This is a genomic window from Neptunomonas antarctica (assembly GCF_001305295.1).
Lineage (GTDB): Bacteria > Pseudomonadota > Gammaproteobacteria > Pseudomonadales > Balneatricaceae > Neptunomonas > Neptunomonas antarctica.
Genome location: NZ_LJSI01000042.1, coordinates 89,494 through 106,960, shown reverse-complemented (window position 1 = coordinate 106,960; position 17,467 = coordinate 89,494). Strand labels below are relative to the sequence as shown.

The following is a 17,467-nucleotide window of genomic DNA, read 5'->3' as shown; positions in this document are numbered from 1 at the left end:
ATGAAAACAGCTTTTAAACTAGCGTTCAAATTCACGACGCTGGCCTTGATGGTCGGCACACTCACGGCGTGTGCCGTGGGGCCGGATTACCAGGCCCCTCAACAAATAAAAGACGTGCCTTTTAGCAGCCCTTACCAGCACTCGAATTTAGCGCTTAACTGGTGGCAAGCTTTTGATGATCCGATACTCAATCAACTGATCGAAAAAGCCTTAGTAGAAAACCGCAGTATCGCTCAGGCGCGCGCCAACCTGGGCCGCGCTTATTCGGTCTTCCGTGATACGGATAATAATAGCGCCCCGACGGGCTCGTTGAGTTCCGGCTATCAAGCCTATGAGAACAGCACGCCAGACCCGAGTGATAATGACGTTATTAGCCGCGGCTACAGTACGGGCGCCAGACTCTCGTGGGATATCGATCTGTTTGGTAAAATCCGACGTGCCAGTGAAGCGGCACAGGCCCATGCACAGCAAGCAGATATTTTATGGCACGATGTGCAACTGCAGATCATCAGTCAGGTAGCCATCAGCTATGGTGACTATCGAGGCGCGCAGTTGCACTTACAGGTCGCCCGGGAAAACCTCGACAATCTCGAACAGAGCAGAGCCATCGTTCTTGCTCGCTTAGAGGCCGGCATGGCTTCTGAGCTTGAACTGGCACGAATTGATGCTCAACTTTACGAAGTGAAAGCAAACATTCCTGCTTACGAGAGCCAGCTTCAAACGGCTGATGCGACGCTCTCCTCTTTGCTGGCGCAACGCCCTGATCAGCTTGCTTTAAGCGAGAGTAAAAACTCAGGTCAAGCAAAACGGCTACCTCAATTACAAAAACCCGTCGCGATTGTGGAGGGTGAAAACTACCTCCGCTATCGCACAGACGTTGCCAGTAGTGAGCGTGCGCTGGCAGCCAGCACCGCTCAGATAGGCGTTGTTACAGCAGATCTATACCCCAATTTATCCATAGGCGGTTTTCTGGGCTTCTTATCCGGCCCTGGGTTTGCTTTAAACAGCGGTTCTCAAAGCTGGTCAGTAGCGCCAACGCTGAGTTGGCAAGCGGCTGATTTAGGATCGGTAAGAGCACGCATCAGTGCCGCAAAAGCCAGCTCACGTATGGCCCTGGCTGACTTTGAGCAGAATGTATTTACCGCGCTTAACGAGATGTCGCTATCACTTAAGAATTACAACCTAAGCCGCCACCAAGAACTAATGACAGCACAGCAGCGTGAAGCCAGCCAGAAAGCGGTTCGCATCGCTCGCCAACGCTATAACGCCGGTAGTGGTGAGTTTTTCGATCTGTTGGATGCCGAGCGCGAACTGCTACGCAGCCGCGATCAACAAGCACAGCTAGAACAACAAACCTTCACTCGCCTGGTGAGTATTTATCAGACATTTGGCGGCGGTATTGATGTTCTGTAAGTAGAGTGGCAGATCTCACAATACATCAGTAAGCGTCATCAGCGCTTACTGGATGTATCACGTTACGCGCTAGAGCACGAAACCCGCACTAAATCATGATACCCCTCTATATCGACTCTCTATATTTATATTTCACTCTTAAGTTCTTTTAGTAATTTCAAACCTTTTTTTCGCTGAGCTTTAAGCACTCTCATTTTTTCTTCCAGCCTTTTTTGAGATTTTTCATTACTCTCGCTCCGGATTTTATCCTTCAGCAGGTTTTCTTTTATTTTAAGTTTTTTCAGAAGACGTTTTAGCGACTCATACTTTGTAATCCGCTCCCGTCTGTCCGTATCGACAAAATTCTTTACTTTTTTTAACAGATCATCAGTAGTCATCATTTTTATTTCTCTACATATCCATCAACAACTTCTTTAATTTCTACCTCATCCAGAGCGACACTATTTTCTGCCGCCTCTTCATTCTGATCTGAAGAGATAAATAGTATCCCCCCCATATGAATAAGGTTTCGGCAGATATCCTGATAGTAGGCGCTATCATTCATAAGGGAGATCGCCATGGGTGCACTGATACGGTGCTCGCGAATCAGACGATCCAACCGCCCTGTTTTAATAATGTCCTTCTCATTGATTTCTACTTTAAGGAGATCGAGTGATAAAATGGTAGCTGATTCATCGTCTCCGGCCCGTATCATTTCTAATTCCTGTAACACACGACATATTTGTATGCGCATATTGTTATATTCCTGACGAATATCCGAGTTCGTAGAACTCGTATAGAGTTTCAGGTTTTTTTGTAGATGCTTGATACCTTTAATGATCTCGACCAGATCGCGGCCTCCTTCTCTCAACAGCAACAATCTATCTAAATGTCCGGGCGCCTCCATTGAAGTCTGAGACTGGCTAATAAATTCAACGATGTCTGCATAAATAGACTTGATGCGCCTCTCGTATACATCATCAATATCTTGTTGAAAAACTATTTTGCTAGCGTTATTAATGGCATCTTCAATTTCATTATCTGCAGCAAGCACGCTTCTGTTCAAGCTTAAACCCTGAATGATAATATCAACCGATAAATCAAAAAGGCGAACGGTCTCTTTTCTAACAGCCTCGATAGCAGCGGCAGGGATTCCTGCTGACGCAGAAGATAGATAATGAGCTTTTTCTATCTGAGGGGCCGGCGTGGGTATTACACGCACCAGAAAAGCAACCAGCATCCCTGTCAATGGCACCATAATGACAACACCTGTCACATTAAAAATGGTGTGAAATACGGCAAGTTTAAGGGTATGGTCATCTGCAGCTATACCTATCGAAGTGGATATCATATCGACCAACCCGATAACCGGATTCATCGCAAGCATAAAAACAATACCCGCCGTTACCTTGAAGAGAACATCTGAGAGCGCAAGCCGCTTGCCGTCAGTATTAGATGTCAACGACCCTAACACGGCAGTGATGGTGGTCCCGACATTGGCGCCGATTACCAGAGCAAGTGCATTGTCATAGGTCACCTGTTGGACCGAAAGTGCGGTAATAACCAGTACCAGCGTGGCGTGGCTGGACTGCATGATAATAGTCGCCAGAATACCAACCAGTGTAAAGACTACCACCCCGGCAAAACCTTCCATGGCATAATCAGTCAGACTAATTTGATTCTGGAAGGTCTCAAAGCCCTCTTTCATATAGTGAATACCGAGGAAAAGAAACCCAAGTCCGGCCAGGATATAGCCAAATCCTTTCAGTGATTTTGATTTTTGGAAGATGAGAATGACACCAAATACCAACATCGGCATTGCATAAGCAGCAATGTTCACCTTCAGCCCAAAACCAGCAATCAGCCATGCACCGGTGGTACTACCAACATTAGAACCAAAAATAATACCCATACCCTCAACCAGCCCGATGAGCCCGGCACTGAGAAAAGAGATAGTAATCACGGATACCAGTGAGCTGGACTGCATCACGGTTGCCGCTGTAAAACCAAAAGTCAGGCTTTTCCACATTTTGTTAGTACTCTTACGCAGAGTCCTTTCAAGGGTCCCACCGGCGAATGCATTGAAGCCCTGCTCAAGTGCTAACATTCCAAACAGAAAAATGGCTACACCCGCCGTAATTTCCTTAAAGTCAGGACTAAGCCAAAATCCGTAAGTTAATAACAAAAAAATAGTAGGTAATATTATTTTTTTAATCATGTACTTTCCATACAAACCTGTTGAGTAAAATTCTGCTTTCTGCGAATTAAAATACAGCCGCAGTCAATATTAAGCCTCACATTCAACTGCCTTTTCTAAAAAAGGCTCTGGAAAGCCATCACTATGGCAGCATCATGCCTCTGATCGTAAAGTAAATAATTGCCGCCATCACGCCAGATGCAGGTACCGTAATGACCCAGGCGGCGGCAATTTTCAGCAGGGCTGAACGTTTTACTAATTCAAGCTTATAAACTTTTCGTAGCTCTTTTCGTTCTTCTTTAGATAAATGCTCTTTATCGGAGCTTTTCTTAAGCTGCCTCAACATCTCCCCTTTTGTCTTAATAGATGCTTTTCCAAATTCAGACAAATAAGATGCCACGTCGATAGGGTTATCATTTTCATGGTGATGCATAATTTCTATCGTCATTTCAGTGTAACTGGCTTTTAAAAATTCACGTAAAAAGCCAACACCAAAAACACCGCCTACGGCAATATGAGTAGAACTAACGGGCAAGCCAAGTTGTGAAGCAATAATCACCGTAATTGCTGCTGCCATAGCAATGCAAAAAGCGCGCATTTTATCGAGTTCAGTGATTTCACTTCCCACAGTACGAATTAGTTTTGGTCCATATAGCGCCAATCCAATAGCAATACCCACTGCGCCAATCAACATAACCCAGAGTGGAATAGACGCTTTTGTTGCAAGTCCTCCACTAGTAACAGCATCATTAATTGCCGCCAATGGTCCTACTGCGTTGGCAACATCATTTCCACCATGGGCGAAACTAAGTAGCGCAGCCGCAAAGATTAAGGGCACTGTAAACAAGCTGTTAACACTATCCTTATCATTCTTGAGACGATCTGCAGCCCGATCAACAAGTGGGCGTACAATGACATAAACTACCGCCGCCACAACGGCTGCTATCAATAAAGCGGTTACTAAGTCCACTTTCCAGATGTTTTTAAACCCTTTCATCATCAGGTAAGCACTAAATGCCCAGGCCATAAAGAGCACCAACAATGGCACCACGCGCTTGGCTGACGAAATCATATCGTCTTGATAGGTAATAGTACGCTTAATTAAAAAGAGAAATGATGCCGCAATTATCCCACCAAGGACGGGGGATATAACCCAGCTTGCGGCAATACTGCCAAGCTGCGGCCAATTGGCAATATCCCACCCGCCAGCAGCAATACCAGCCCCCAATATACCACCGACGATAGAGTGAGTGGTTGAAACCGGAGCACCTGCAATAGTTGCTAAATTTAACCAAATAGCACCGGCTAACAACGCGGCCATCATTAACCAGATAAAAGTTTCGCTGTTGGGTATCAGAGAGGGGTCAATTATCCCTTTCTTGATGGTGCTCACCACATCACCACCGGCAATCAAAGCGCCACTGGCTTCAAATATGATCGCGATTATAATGGCACCGGTCATGGTTAATGCTTTTGACCCGACAGCAGGCCCCACATTGTTAGCCACATCGTTGGCACCAATATTCATCGCCATATATCCGCCGATCATAGCGGCAACCACTAGCATAATATGATCTGGGCTATTTATTCCTACCCGGCTTGTAAACAGCATGATGCCTACAATAAAGAGCAACGCCGTACCAATGCGAAAAAGTTCTTTACGCCCATGAGCAGAGGCCGCTTCTAAATCATTAAGATTACTAATATCCATAAAATTATTACCTGTTTAATCGTGACTATTGCAACAAGCCAATCATGAGAGCGAGACTAAAGCATTGGTGATTCCCGCATAAAAACACCCCAAATCACAGTACTTTTTTACAGTTTTTTCTTGTTCATTATGAATGCCTGATCGATGATTTATTATAATTAAGATTTCATTAATACAAACATGCTTATGTTCGTTGTGACAATGACTTGGGTCGCTATTTTGTCGATTTTTTATAGTCACAATGAACGGTGTGAATACTGTCCGAAAAATGCTCTATGGTTACAGGATCCGTAAGGGCTTTAAGTTATTTTTAAGCGGGCTTTGAGTTAATTTTGAGAGAATTGCAAGTCGTCTATTCAAGTGTTTATTATAAAAAATGATATTTTATAATAAGTAAAATGGTACAAAATTTTGTCGCTTCTGCAGATTGGGTGGTAGCCTCTTTCCCCAAGGCGTTGCAATCGCTTTCAATTCAGGATCTGGGCAGCTCAGGACATGATGGTTTCAAGGAAGCCAAATCCAGTCCGCAAGCGCGAGCCTATGAATTACCGCGCCCCAAGTACATCGCAGGTCAGCATAGCGCGGCATCCCTCACGGGGCACTCCCGCCATTTTATTGCTGATTGTAAGTATTCTTGCTTACTTTTTGTATCAAATATTGCATCTCGATGTGCGTGAATGGCAAAAAACACTGCTAGTGATGGGTTATCTCGTCGCGGTCTGGACGGTTATTACCAAGCTATAATTCACTTCGCAAATAACTGCCCCATATCTTTAAATGCTTTAAATTCAAGTGCGTTACCGCATGGATCTAATAAAAACATAGTTGCTTGCTCGCCCACCAAACCTTTAAAGCGAACATAGGGTTCAATCAGGAATTTTATATTGTGAGCTTTTAAACGTTGCGCTAATGCTTCCCACTGCTCCCACGTTAAGACAATACCAAAATGAGGCACGGGAACATCATGACCATCAACCGGGTTAGTTGTCGCTTTTTCCTGATCAACCGTTTTAGGATGGTGGTGAATAACCAATTGATGACCATAGAAATTAAAATCTACCCAGGTTTCAGCAGAGCGCCCTTCTTCTAAGTTAAAAATATCGCGATAAAATTGACGTGCTAACGGCACATCATATACAGGAATAGCCAGGTGAAAAGGTTGTAAGCTCATATAAAACATCCTTCAATAGAGCAGTCAGTTTCTGCACTATTGCAATAGTTTGAAATGTGGTCTGCACCGATTCGCTCGTTAACTTCTTGGCGCAAACATGATAATGGCCATACCTGCCAGTGCTACTAGCGCACCGACGATATCCCATGTGGTCGGTTTAATGTCATCGACAATCCAGAGCCATAGCACAGCTACAAAGATGTATACACCACCATAAGCAGCGTACACCCTGCCCGCGGCGGTAGGATGCAACGACAGCAACCATGCAAATAATGTAAGACTGATTGCCGCAGGGATTAAAAGCCATATGCTTTTATCCTGCTTGAGCCAAAGATAGGGTAAGTAACAACCCACAATTTCGGCGATGGCCGTAATCATAAAAAGAGCTATTGTTTTTAGTTCGAACATAATAAGTTGAATTTCTATTTAAAGAGCATAACGACACTGTCAGACTAGCCTATAATCAGGTTAGTCAGAAAGTAAATCCTGATGCTGCATATGAATCACTTTACCTACAGGCCCTGCTGGAGTTTACATGCTTTCTTCGTTAACTGATTACATTGATCATCTTCTGGAAGCCATTTGCGTGGTAGATGAGCATGGTAAATTTATCTATTTAAGCGCAGGCTTTCCGAGAATTTTAGGCTATGAAGTCGAAGAGCTTCTTGGCCGCTCCATGATCGAGTTTGTGCACCCGGAAGATCATGAACTTACTCAAACAGCCGCTCAGGATATCATGGAAGGTAAATTTAAGATTGAATTTGAAAATCGTTATATCCACAAAAATGGAAAAATTGTGCATATTTTGTGGAGTGCGCAATGGAATGCCACAGATAAGATCCGTGTCGCTGTTGCCCGAGATATTACCAAACATAAAGTGCAGCTTAATTTTCTGGAAAATCTGGCTTTTTACGATAAATTAACCCGCCTACCGAACAGAGCCCTCTTAAGTGATCGCCTGCACCAAGCACTCGCACGCGCCAGACGTGAGAAAACTCAATTTGCCTTATTGTTCATTGATTTAGATAGACTCAAATACGTTAATGACACCTTAGGTCATCAAGCTGGTGATGATTTGCTGTTTAATGCAGCCAACTGCTTATCCAGCTGCGTGCGTGAGTCGGATACTGTATCTCGCTTTGGCGGAGATGAGTTCGTGATAATTTTTGACGGCATAAAGGGTGATGAATGCGCAACGGCAATCGCTACCAAAATCTTGCAGCAATTAAGAACTTCGGTTTCAGTCCAAACCGCGCCGGACGAAACATTCGTCATTCGAGCCAGCATCGGTGTTGCAATCTACCCAGGCCACGGCAATAGTGAGAAAAGCCTCCTGGCGGCTGCTGATAAGGCCATGTATATCGCTAAGCAGCGCGGTGGTAATAGTCTACAAATGGCATCAGATGATTTAGCAAATTCTATTTTATAAAGAGCCCGATTATCTAGTAAAACCCGGCATTTCTGCCAGGCTTTAGTGTACTAAAGGTCTTCAGTGTCTAGCTGCACAACGCCTTGTAGCGTTTCGTGCCGTCACGTTCAGCCAAGCGGGCGCGCCACTGATTTATGTTGTTGTATGGCGCTAAATCAAACTTGATGTCATCACAAATACCCACCACAAATGATACGTTCAGGTCTGCTAATGTAAATTTATTACTCACCAGATAATCTTTACCTTCCAGCTCCGTCTCTAGCGAGCTGAGCATAGCAGGTAGTTTCTCAAAAGATTTCTTGATGATTTCTGCATTACGATGAGGCTCTGGTACAAAGACCAACTGTATAAAGGCGTCGATCATCGGTACTTGCAAGTCTGCTACGGACCAGATGCTCCACTGGCTTACGAGGCCGCGCTCTTGCGCTGTTGTGCCCAGTAATTCAGGTTTGTAAGCATCGGCAATGTAGTTGCTGATGGCCAGCGACTCCCAAATAGTAAAGTCACCATCTTGCAGTGCCGGTATTTTACCGTTGCGGTTTATCTTTAAGAATTCTTCGGACTTATGCTCGCCCGCTTTAAAATCGATAGACTGATTTTTGTATTCCACGCCTGCCTCTTCAAGACACCAAAAACAACGACCTGCACTGGACTTGGGGCTACCGTAAATTGTGATCATTGTGCTTACCTGATTAATTGTAAATATGAGTCTGGATATGATTGTAAGTATAAGCGTGATGCAGATAACACATCATTACAGCATCATTGTTGGCTGGTTTGCCAAACGTTAGGAGCATTGTGGCCGAAGCGTGCAATAAAACAATGACTCAGTGAGTAAAGCAGGGAATACTATTGGTTAAATAAAGATTCAATTAAGTCGGTATTTAACCGGGTTGATTAGATAGTTGTCTACCAGAAATGGATGCACGTTAACGAGTTGATCGGTAATGTCAGACTGCACAACAAATGACATGTTACTTAGAAAAGGCTGGGTTTTAGCCAGTACTTCATAGGCTTTTCCTTGGCGCAACGCGAGCGCACCCTCTTCAAAATAGTCAGCTTCAAGGACGATTTTATCGCCTTCAATTAATGCATGCCAGAAGAACTCGGATTCAATCAGTAAGTTATCGTCTTCGTCTATCAAGGGCGGACCACCCCGTGACGAATAGCCAGATGCACTAGTTCGGCGTTATTGGCGAGTGACAGCTTACGCATAATATTTGAACGATGAGCGTGGACGGTTTTGTTGCTCAGAAAAATATCCTCTGCGATTTGGGTAGAGCGTTGTCCTTCTGCCAGTAACGTAAAAATTTCTAATTCTCGCTTTGTCAGTATTTCAACCGGGCTTATGTCATCATCTCCGTTGATAAGCGCTTTAATATTCTCTGAAAAATGCTTCCCCCCCTGATAAACAGTCAAGACTGCCTGAACAAGCTCTTCCGGTGCGCAGCGCTTGGTCAAATATCCTTTTACACCTGCTTTAACAAGATTGCTGGGGTAAGGGCTGGATTCCCATACCGTAAGAACAATAATTTTTGCGGCTGAATCAAAGTCCATAATGCGCTGTACAGCCTGCGTTCCGCCTTGGGCGCTGGCAACATCCTGGTTCTCTGAACTATTCGGCATAGAGAGGTCCATGATGACAACATCGGGCAATACTGTTTTATAAAATTCAAAAGCGTCATGGCTATTATTTGCTTGAGCTACAATCTCTATATTCGCATGTGAATCAAGCAGTTGCTTAAAACCAGCGCGCACGATGTCATGATCATCAACGAGTAAAACTTTTGCCGTTATCATAAAGCCTACATCTGCTTTTATTCATTATTGGTGGCATCCTGACATTAAAATAGGGGAATGTATGTAAGTTAAATAGTTAATTTTCTATTAATGCTGAATTTGAATCAGCACCAGAGTAAGCGTCACTGCTATCGATATCCAGCGCATAAACTGATGCCTGTGCTAAATCCTTAAGGCTTGCCGGATAGGCGACCAACTCATCACTGTACCCTACCAGCCGTATCCCTTCTTTTTTGCAATGCTGTAATACTTTTTCAAGTGCCTTTATAACGGCAAGCTGGCGATCATTAAACTCCCCATCACCTAGCTCACTACGGTGTTTTCCGGTTACCTGACGGATAACGTAGCCATCGTCACCTAGGAGCTGGATACTAATACCGGTTATTTTTTCCTTAACCAACAATATCTTTGCTCGAGTAAACACATCTTCAGATAGACAGTTAACGGCATCGCCTTCGGAACAGGATAATAGGGCTGCTCTAATGGTTTCACTATCGGCGTCTAACAGTAAATCAGTATCCATGCTTTTTCCTGAGAGCTGCTATCTAAAAGAGCTATTATTATCTAATAAATTGATTGTTAAACATTACTTTTTTGCCAGAGATAGCTGCATTTTGCAATCAGTTAATGCTTTGAGCGCTTCATCATAACGAGTATCTTGCTGCGCGATGACTAGCTCAAGTCGATGCTGCTGCTGTAAAGAGCCGCGCTCCTGCGAAGACAATATCTCTTTAAGTGTTATGCATTCATCACTTTTACTCTGAAGTTGTGATGTTAATTCATTGATTTTTATTATATTTAATTTAGATTCAACACGTGCTTCAAAGAGCTTCTCGCTCTGGCCAGGGTTGCTGACAATATCATCAGACGCACTATGGGCGGCTGTATTAGCCATAGAATGGCGATGAATAATTTCCTGCTGCTTATTTTTTCGATGCAGGTCATCCCGTTCCGAGGTGGCACGAATCAGCGCTGTCTCAGATTCCATGAGCTTTTTCTGTAACTCCAGATACTGCTCTTTTAGCTCATCGCTTTGTGTACGGCCGCGTGTATTTTGCTGTTGCAGCTGGTCAACAGTGCTTCTAAGCTGCTCGATTTGAGCTGAGCCTTGCTCTTTTCGGGCAAGCAGCAGGGACTGAATCTCTTCTCGCTCTTTATTCAGTGAATGATGTGCATAGGCCAGCGCCTGATCCCACAGCTGATTAGCTGCGCTAATAACAGGTTCAGGCAGATTAGGGTGCTGATCTTTACGATTGATTCTGTCTGATAATGTCTGCCACCAGTTATTGAGCGCGGAATTGATCGTGGTAATACTTCCACTGCCGATACGCTCTCTGACGTTTTGTTGCGTGGGGCGAATCCCTTCCTGCAATAAACCGTCTGCAGCATCGAGCACTTTTTCACGGGTGTCTGATTTTTTTGGCATATAATACACAATACGTATTGTTTGATACGCATCATATCCGCGATCAGACTATAAATCACTCAATAATTTACTTCAGAGCCTCTTTTGAAAATTACTAACAAGGCGCACTTCAGGAGCTCATTTTTAGAAGTAAGCTTTTGTGCTTACACATCTGTAATAGGCAGCTCTGATTCATCTTTATTCATAACGCTGAGTACTTTTAATGCCGCATAGGCATCATTAGCCGCATATAAAAGCTGATTATTTTTTAACACCCCTGCTCCCCAATTCGACATGGTTGCCGATTTAGATTTTTGAAATCTCTGCTGAAAGAGAATAGCAACTGCGGCTTTTACGCCCAGCTCTTTTCGATATCCCTCTTGTCTGAAGACTTTATCCATATCAAGAATAGCTTTAGGCGTGACTCCAAGCTTACGCCGCAGATGACTTTTATCCGACTTGAGCCCAAATCCCACTTTTACAGTATGGGTTGATTCAATTATTTCAGTTAAAAAACGATGACTTTCTTCTCTATACAGCTGGAAGATATAGGCGTGCTCAAGTGTGGTTAGCTGTACGATATGTGGACCAGCCGATGCCTCCCCTTTCTGAAAGGTAGGCCTGGATTCTGTATCAAATCCGACAAATCGACAGCGCATCAAATCAGCAGTGGCTGCCTCAAACTCCGCGATTGTTTCAGGTACGATGATCTGCGCTAAAGTCAGCCCGGCAAAAGGCTCCAGCAAGGTCATCTCTGCTTTTGTTGGCGCATCTATTTCGTCAGACTTTTTACCCGCCCTTTTATAAGCTTTCGTGTCAGTCTTCTTATCCAGCATAGCCTCCACCCACATCAATCAAATCATTGGATTTTTACAGAATCCTTATAGTAACTTATTAATGATAAGTAACTGATTAATAATACGGGATTTATTGTTTATCTTGTCTATTTACGCATCCTACTATTCTGGCCTATGCTTGAGGAAGGGAACATACACTGGGGCCAGCATTGAGGGCCAACATCGGGAGTAATGATATGACTATTCGAATTGCGATTAACGGCTACGGGCGTATTGGCAGAAATATCATGCGTGCTTTATATGAAAGCCCACACCGCGAGCATCTATCTATTGTCGCGATCAATGACCTGGGGGACGCTAAAGCGAATGCGCTACTGACTGAGTATGACTCTGTGCATGGACATTTTCGTTATCCAGTATCAGCCGATGAATCCAGCATGCATATTGATGGCGATACCATTCAGATTTTAAAAGAAAGTGATCCGAGTAAGCTTCCCTGGGCTGATATGGATATCGATATTGTATTTGAATGTACCGGGCGTTTTACATCCCGTGAAACTGCCGCTATTCATTTACAGCAAGGCGCTAAAAAAGTGTTGATATCTGCACCCGGTAAAGATGCAGATGCAACCATTGTATATGGCGTGAATCATGATGTATTAACCGCAGATCATCTGATTGTGTCTAATGCCTCCTGCACCACCAACTGCCTGGCGCCCTTAGTTCAGGTTTTACATCAGCATATTGGTATTACTCAGGGAATGATGACAACTATCCATGCCTATACCAATGATCAGCAGTTAACAGACGTTTACAAGAATGATATCTACCGCGCACGCGCGGCTGCATTATCTATCATCCCTACTCGCACGGGTGCTGCCGAAGCGGTTGGATTGGTATTGCCAGAAATGAAAGGACGTTTAACCGGCTTGGCTGTGCGTGTACCTACAGCGAATGTTTCACTGGTCGATCTGAGTTTTACACCCGGCCGCAAGACCAGTATTGAAGAGATAAATCAACTGATGAAGGAGGCAAGCCAAGGGCGACTACTCGGCATTCTTGCTTATAATGAGCTGCCACTAGTATCCATCGACTTTAACCATAACCCCGCCTCCTCTATTTTCGACAGCACCCAGACACGTGTCGGCGACGGATTGGTTAAAGTCTTTGCCTGGTACGATAACGAGTGGGGGTTCTCGAACCGGATGCTGGATACTGCCCGCGTCATGAGTGATCTTTAATACGGGTGACCTTTAACTTAAGCCGCGTTTAACGTCATTCCATTCTTACTGCTGCCAGACTATTTTACTGCCCCGTTCCGAGGCAGCAATATCGATGCGGGCAGAGATCTGCTCTTTAAGCTCGGCGACATGGGAAATAATTCCTACCATCCGTCCGCTTTGCTGCAGATCGGTTAATGTTCTTACGGCCAGATCAAGCGACTCAGGATCCAGACTACCAAAACCTTCATCGATAAACAGCGTATCCAGGCGTATGCCACCGGCATACGCTTGCACCACATCCGACAAACCGAGCGCCAGCGACAATGCCGCCATAAAACTCTCACCGCCAGACAAGGTCGCTACCGCGCGGACTCGACCGGTGTAGGCATCGTCTACTTCAAGATCTAACCCGGAAGCGCGATTGCCTTTAGCGCGATCTTCTTTTCGCAGGAGTCGATAGCGCCCTTTACTCATCAACGCAAGACGGTGACTGGCTTCTATTAATACATCATCCAGCAACACACTCAGCACAAAGCGCTGCAAGCTTACTTTATTACCTGTTTGACCATTAGCAACGTCGCTTAATGTACCGACGACAGCGTAACGTTCCTCGAGTACTTTGCTTTCTTTTTGTAGCGTATTGATGCGCTGCTCTGCATTTTTCAGCAACGTAAACTGATCATGTAACACACCCCATTGCTGATTCGCGAGTTGTTCAGCCTGCTCTGCCGCGGCTATTCTTTCTATATAAGGCGGCATATCAGGACGAGACAGGTTTTCCAAGGCGCTCTGCTGACTTTGCAATGCACCAAGGTTTTGCTGTGCTGCTTGCTTATAGACATCAACGCGCTGCTGGAATTGATCGCGATTGGCGCGAGGCATAACGGACTGCTGAAAATCTTCAACATTATCAAACTCACTTCTTAGCAATGCCACATGCCATTGCTGATGCGCGGCATCCTGTGACTGCTTACTTTGTTCTTGGTTTCCGTTAAGGATAGTCAGCGCTGCCGCTGCCGAATCACGTTGTCCTTTTGCTGTATTATAACGCTGCTGCAAGCTATCTATCTGATGCTCGCAACGGCTGACTGCATCCTGTTGTTGCGTAACTTCCGCTTCCAGCTGAGTATGCGAACGATATGCTTCGGGTACTTCCTGCTCTGCTATTTGATAGGCTTTGCGCTCTTCAGCATGTAATGTTGTGGCGGCATCGAACGCTTTTTGTGCGGCATCCACTGCGTTTGATAATGGCAACTGTGCTGCTTTAAGTGTTATTAAACCCTGCTCGGTTTTGTTCAATTCTGTCTGCTGGCCCCGCAATGTTTCAAGCTGTTTTGTGAGCAAATCGTATTGAGAGCGTAGTGCTTCGAGTGTTATATTTTGAGTGTTTCCAAGGCCGGCATTAAGTTCATGTATTTCATTAGATAACCGAGTTATCTCATTGTTTATAGAGCGATAATTTTCTCGTTCTGCATTAAGCGTATCGTTAGCATACAGTGCTTCTTTCCTCGCCTGCTCAACCATCGCCTGCGTTGGCGGAGCTACTTCGGCATGTGCAGGCGAGGGGTGTTCAGCACTACCGCATACCGGACAAGGCGCTTCATCTTGCAACGTCATCGCTAAAATAGCAGCCTGTGCCAAATGCCAATTACGCTCAATCGCGGTGGCTGTTGTTTGCTGCTCGTCCGCCCGTTTTTTTAACTGACTACCTTTTTGTTGAGAGAGCTGAAGTGCTGTTTCGGCGCCCTCTTTTGTTTTTTGAAGCTGTTCAACTTTTTGCTTTGCTTGCAGGTGCTGGACACATGTTTGGTGTTCAAGCTGAAGTGCGCTGGTCTGCTGAACAGCAAAGCGTAGCTGGATCAAAGTTTCTTCTGCTTGATCCATTTTTTGCGTGTTCTGCTCGGATTGCTGCTTAGCTGCCTGCTGTTGTGTTTGTGCTGCAGAAGCCGCTTTTTCAGCCGTCGATTGGTTTTGCGCTAATGCCTGAAGTTTCTCAACTCTTACCTGAAAACCGAGTAAGGTCTGTTGCTGTTGTTTGTTTTTATTCAGCTGCAACTGCAATTCAGGAAGCGAAGCATGCTCAAGCGTCGCCGTGTGAAAAGTCTGCTCAAGCCTGCTTAACAATACCGATTTAGTTTTAAGTCGTTCGCTGTGCTTTAAAAGCTCCGCTGATAAATATTGGTAGCGCTCAAACTCCGGTAAAATTTCCTGCGCTTTACCGCCACGTTGCAACTGCAACGACAACTGTTCAATTTCACCCTGCCCTGCGGCCAGTTTTTGTTGTTCGGCGACTAAGCGATCCAGCTGTTCAAAACGCGCTAACAGCTCAACGGCCCGTTCTTTTTCGGTGGACGCTTTTAATTTCTCGTCCTGCTTTTGTGTGAGCATTTGCTTGAGATGCTCAGATTCAATCGAAGCCTCCGAGCGCTTTTCGGCGAGGGCTTCGGTCGTGTCCAGTTCAACATTTTGCAGTAAAGCGGTCTTTTGTTTGCTCAGCGCATCGACTTCCCGCCGCACTTCTGCTGACCGGCTCTTGAGTTCATCTTCAAGTTGTTTATAGATCTGAGTTTGAAATAGCTGACTAAATATGTGCTCACGATCTTTTGAGTCAGCCGTCAGCAATTGACGGAACTTACCCTGCGGCAGCACCATTACCTGCCTGAATTGATCGGCACTCAAGCCTAATAATTGTTCAATTTCACGGGTGGCATCCGTGACTTTACTGCCGACGATAACCTTTTCAGGGGTATCATCATCACCGAGCAACCAGAACTGCGCTTCAGCCGCTTGCTGCGTAAATCCGTCGCCTCGCGCTTTGGGCCGGGGCTGATCGGGTACGCGACGTATACGGTAGCGCTGTGCTGCCAACTCAAATGTAAAGGTGACTTCGGTTAGCTGGTCTGGTTGCGCCAGATCCGAGCGCATTTGTGAGCCTTCGCGCTCATCGCCGGTGGTCTTACCATACAAGGCAAAACAGATGGCATCCAGAATGGTGGTTTTACCTGAACCGGTCGGGCCATTAATCAGGAACAGTGGTTTATCGCCCAATCGTGAAAAATCTATCAACTCTTCAGCCGCAAAAGGACCAAACGCACTCATGTGTAACGTTAGTGGATGCATAGGTTAGCGGACCTTTTGAAGTAGATCGTTATCATGCAGATCTGAAAGTGTTTGCGATACATAGGTTTGTTGCTCTGGCGTTAACGGCTCGCCATTCACCTGCGCAAAGAAGTCGCTGAACATCGACATCTCGCCTTTTTTTAACTGCTCCCGGCGGGCGCTTTGCTGCGGGCTGGCTGCCATTAATCCCGGACGTTCAATATGTAGCACATTAGGATAAGCCTGACGCAGTTTGCCCATCACATCTAGGATGGCGTGCTTATCGGTTAAGCGAATCTGTAGATAATCATCGCGTTTCGGGTCGTTAGGCGCCGTTTCAAGTATCTCGCTTAGCGCGCCCGTGAGGGTGCGCATATCTTTTAGCGCGTTTAAAGGCACTTGTTCAATACTGCTAACACCTTCGGCGCCTAGCTCAACCAGCGTCACAGACTTAATCTGTTTTTCTTCTGAAAAGGAGTATTTAAGAATCGAGCCGGAATAACGAATAGTCTCAGAGCCTTTATATTGCCGGCCATGCAAATGACCGAGTGCGACATAATCGAAATCAGAAAAATGCTCATAAGAGATACGATCAGCGCCCCCGATGGATAAAGGCCGTTCAGATTCAGACGATTGGCCGCCATCAATAAAGCAATGGCTGAGCACCACCGTACGAGGTTTCGCCGCAGTCGTTCCATCGAGAGTTTTATCAAGAGTTTTGGCGTGATTTTTGTCGAGAGCTTTTAAGATGCAGCCCACCACATGCCCCATCGCGTCATCATGCGTAGTGGCTTCTACTTGCAGCACGTGCCGGACGGAAGCCGGATCGGCGTAGGGAATACCATAAAACGCCACCTCGCCATGCTGATCACTGAGCATTACAGGCTCGGTAATTTTCTCCAGATCACCGAGTATATGTACACCCGTTTGCGCGAGCTGTGATGAACCAAAACTCAGGCGTTCAGCGCCATCATGATTACCGCTTATCAATATAACCGGTATTTTTAGTTTATTGATCCGGTCAAGCACTTCATCCAGCAACGCCACCGCGTGTGAAGGCGGCACTGAGCGATCATAAATATCACCGGCAATTAAAATCACATCGACCTGTTGCTGATGCGCAATATCGACAATCTGATTCAGCACATGGCGCTGATCATCCAACAGGGACACGTTATGAAACTGACGTCCGATATGCCAATCTGATGTGTGCAGTATTTTCATAAGTTATCGCTTTAATACT

17 protein-coding genes are annotated in these 17,467 nt (G+C 45.3%); 4 read left to right on the top strand and 13 right to left on the bottom strand.

Annotated features, from left to right (window positions below):
• Entirely contained in the window at positions 1 to 1,413 is a 1,413-nt protein-coding gene (locus Nant_RS10465) for an efflux transporter outer membrane subunit (RefSeq protein ID WP_054341595.1), read from the top strand.
• A 125-nt stretch (positions 1,414 to 1,538) separates the two neighbouring features.
• Here the strand turns inward: Nant_RS10465 and Nant_RS10460 are convergent, their stop codons facing one another.
• The 3 genes from Nant_RS10460 to Nant_RS10450 all read right to left on the bottom strand — a co-directional run bounded on the left by Nant_RS10460 (position 1,539) and on the right by Nant_RS10450 (position 5,300).
• On the bottom strand, positions 1,539 to 1,793 hold the full coding sequence (locus tag Nant_RS10460) for a hypothetical protein (protein ID WP_054341594.1): 255 nt from the start codon (positions 1,791 to 1,793) through the stop codon (positions 1,539 to 1,541).
• Positions 1,794 to 1,795: 2 nt separating this feature from the next.
• Positions 1,796 to 3,610 carry a Na/Pi cotransporter family protein gene (locus Nant_RS10455; protein WP_054341593.1) on the bottom strand — a complete coding sequence of 605 codons (1,815 nt, stop codon included), beginning with the start codon at positions 3,608 to 3,610 and terminating at the stop codon, positions 1,796 to 1,798.
• 121 nt (positions 3,611 to 3,731) lie between these two features.
• Positions 3,732 to 5,300, bottom strand: coding sequence for an inorganic phosphate transporter (locus Nant_RS10450; protein ID WP_054341592.1), 1,569 nt, complete (start codon positions 5,298 to 5,300; stop codon positions 3,732 to 3,734).
• A 540-nt stretch (positions 5,301 to 5,840) separates the two neighbouring features.
• On the opposite strand from Nant_RS10450, the gene Nant_RS10445 reads away from it, so the two are divergent.
• Complete coding sequence (locus tag Nant_RS10445; RefSeq protein WP_054341591.1) at positions 5,841 to 6,044, top strand: hypothetical protein; 204 nt, start codon at positions 5,841 to 5,843, stop codon at positions 6,042 to 6,044.
• A gap of 1 nt (position 6,045) precedes the next feature.
• Here the strand turns inward: Nant_RS10445 and Nant_RS10440 are convergent, their stop codons facing one another.
• Positions 6,046 to 6,471: a VOC family protein gene (locus Nant_RS10440; RefSeq protein ID WP_054341590.1), complete on the bottom strand. Its 426-nt coding sequence runs from the start codon at positions 6,469 to 6,471 to the stop codon at positions 6,046 to 6,048.
• A gap of 78 nt (positions 6,472 to 6,549) precedes the next feature.
• Positions 6,550 to 6,879, bottom strand: coding sequence for a YnfA family protein (locus tag Nant_RS10435; RefSeq protein WP_054341589.1), 330 nt, complete (start codon positions 6,877 to 6,879; stop codon positions 6,550 to 6,552).
• Between the two features lie 127 nt (positions 6,880 to 7,006).
• Here Nant_RS10435 and Nant_RS10430 point away from each other — a divergent pair, with 127 nt between their 5' ends.
• Positions 7,007 to 7,900 carry a sensor domain-containing diguanylate cyclase gene (locus Nant_RS10430; protein ID WP_054341588.1) on the top strand — a complete coding sequence of 298 codons (894 nt, stop codon included), beginning with the start codon at positions 7,007 to 7,009 and terminating at the stop codon, positions 7,898 to 7,900.
• Positions 7,901 to 7,967: 67 nt separating this feature from the next.
• Here the strand turns inward: Nant_RS10430 and Nant_RS10425 are convergent, their stop codons facing one another.
• From Nant_RS10425 to Nant_RS10400, 6 genes are all read right to left on the bottom strand, one after another.
• Positions 7,968 to 8,579, bottom strand: coding sequence for a glutathione S-transferase family protein (locus Nant_RS10425; protein ID WP_054341587.1), 612 nt, complete (start codon positions 8,577 to 8,579; stop codon positions 7,968 to 7,970).
• A 189-nt stretch (positions 8,580 to 8,768) separates the two neighbouring features.
• Positions 8,769 to 9,044, bottom strand: a complete 276-nt coding sequence (locus tag Nant_RS10420) for a hypothetical protein (protein WP_054341586.1) — start codon at positions 9,042 to 9,044, stop codon at positions 8,769 to 8,771.
• Positions 9,041 to 9,700 (bottom strand): response regulator, encoded by a 660-nt coding sequence (locus Nant_RS10415; RefSeq protein ID WP_054341585.1) that lies wholly within the window; start codon positions 9,698 to 9,700, stop codon positions 9,041 to 9,043. Before Nant_RS10415 ends, Nant_RS10420 begins: the two co-directional genes overlap by 4 nt.
• Positions 9,701 to 9,776: 76 nt before the next feature.
• Positions 9,777 to 10,223 carry a hypothetical protein gene (locus Nant_RS10410; RefSeq protein ID WP_054341584.1) on the bottom strand — a complete coding sequence of 149 codons (447 nt, stop codon included), beginning with the start codon at positions 10,221 to 10,223 and terminating at the stop codon, positions 9,777 to 9,779.
• Positions 10,224 to 10,286: 63 nt separating this feature from the next.
• Complete coding sequence (locus Nant_RS10405; protein WP_054341583.1) at positions 10,287 to 11,126, bottom strand: DNA-binding protein; 840 nt, start codon at positions 11,124 to 11,126, stop codon at positions 10,287 to 10,289.
• A gap of 143 nt (positions 11,127 to 11,269) precedes the next feature.
• Positions 11,270 to 11,941, bottom strand: a complete 672-nt coding sequence (locus tag Nant_RS10400; RefSeq protein ID WP_082400199.1) for a 3'-5' exonuclease — start codon at positions 11,939 to 11,941, stop codon at positions 11,270 to 11,272.
• Between the two features lie 197 nt (positions 11,942 to 12,138).
• Here Nant_RS10400 and gap point away from each other — a divergent pair, with 197 nt between their 5' ends.
• Positions 12,139 to 13,143 carry a type I glyceraldehyde-3-phosphate dehydrogenase gene (gene gap / locus Nant_RS10395; protein WP_054341582.1) on the top strand — a complete coding sequence of 335 codons (1,005 nt, stop codon included), beginning with the start codon at positions 12,139 to 12,141 and terminating at the stop codon, positions 13,141 to 13,143.
• Positions 13,144 to 13,188: 45 nt separating this feature from the next.
• Here gap and Nant_RS10390 read toward each other — a convergent pair whose 3' ends face one another.
• Positions 13,189 to 16,245, bottom strand: coding sequence for an AAA family ATPase (locus tag Nant_RS10390; protein ID WP_054341581.1), 3,057 nt, complete (start codon positions 16,243 to 16,245; stop codon positions 13,189 to 13,191).
• Positions 16,246 to 16,248: 3 nt separating this feature from the next.
• Positions 16,249 to 17,448 (bottom strand): exonuclease SbcCD subunit D, encoded by a 1,200-nt coding sequence (locus Nant_RS10385; RefSeq protein ID WP_054341580.1) that lies wholly within the window; start codon positions 17,446 to 17,448, stop codon positions 16,249 to 16,251.
• Between the last annotated feature and the right edge of the window lie 19 nt (positions 17,449 to 17,467).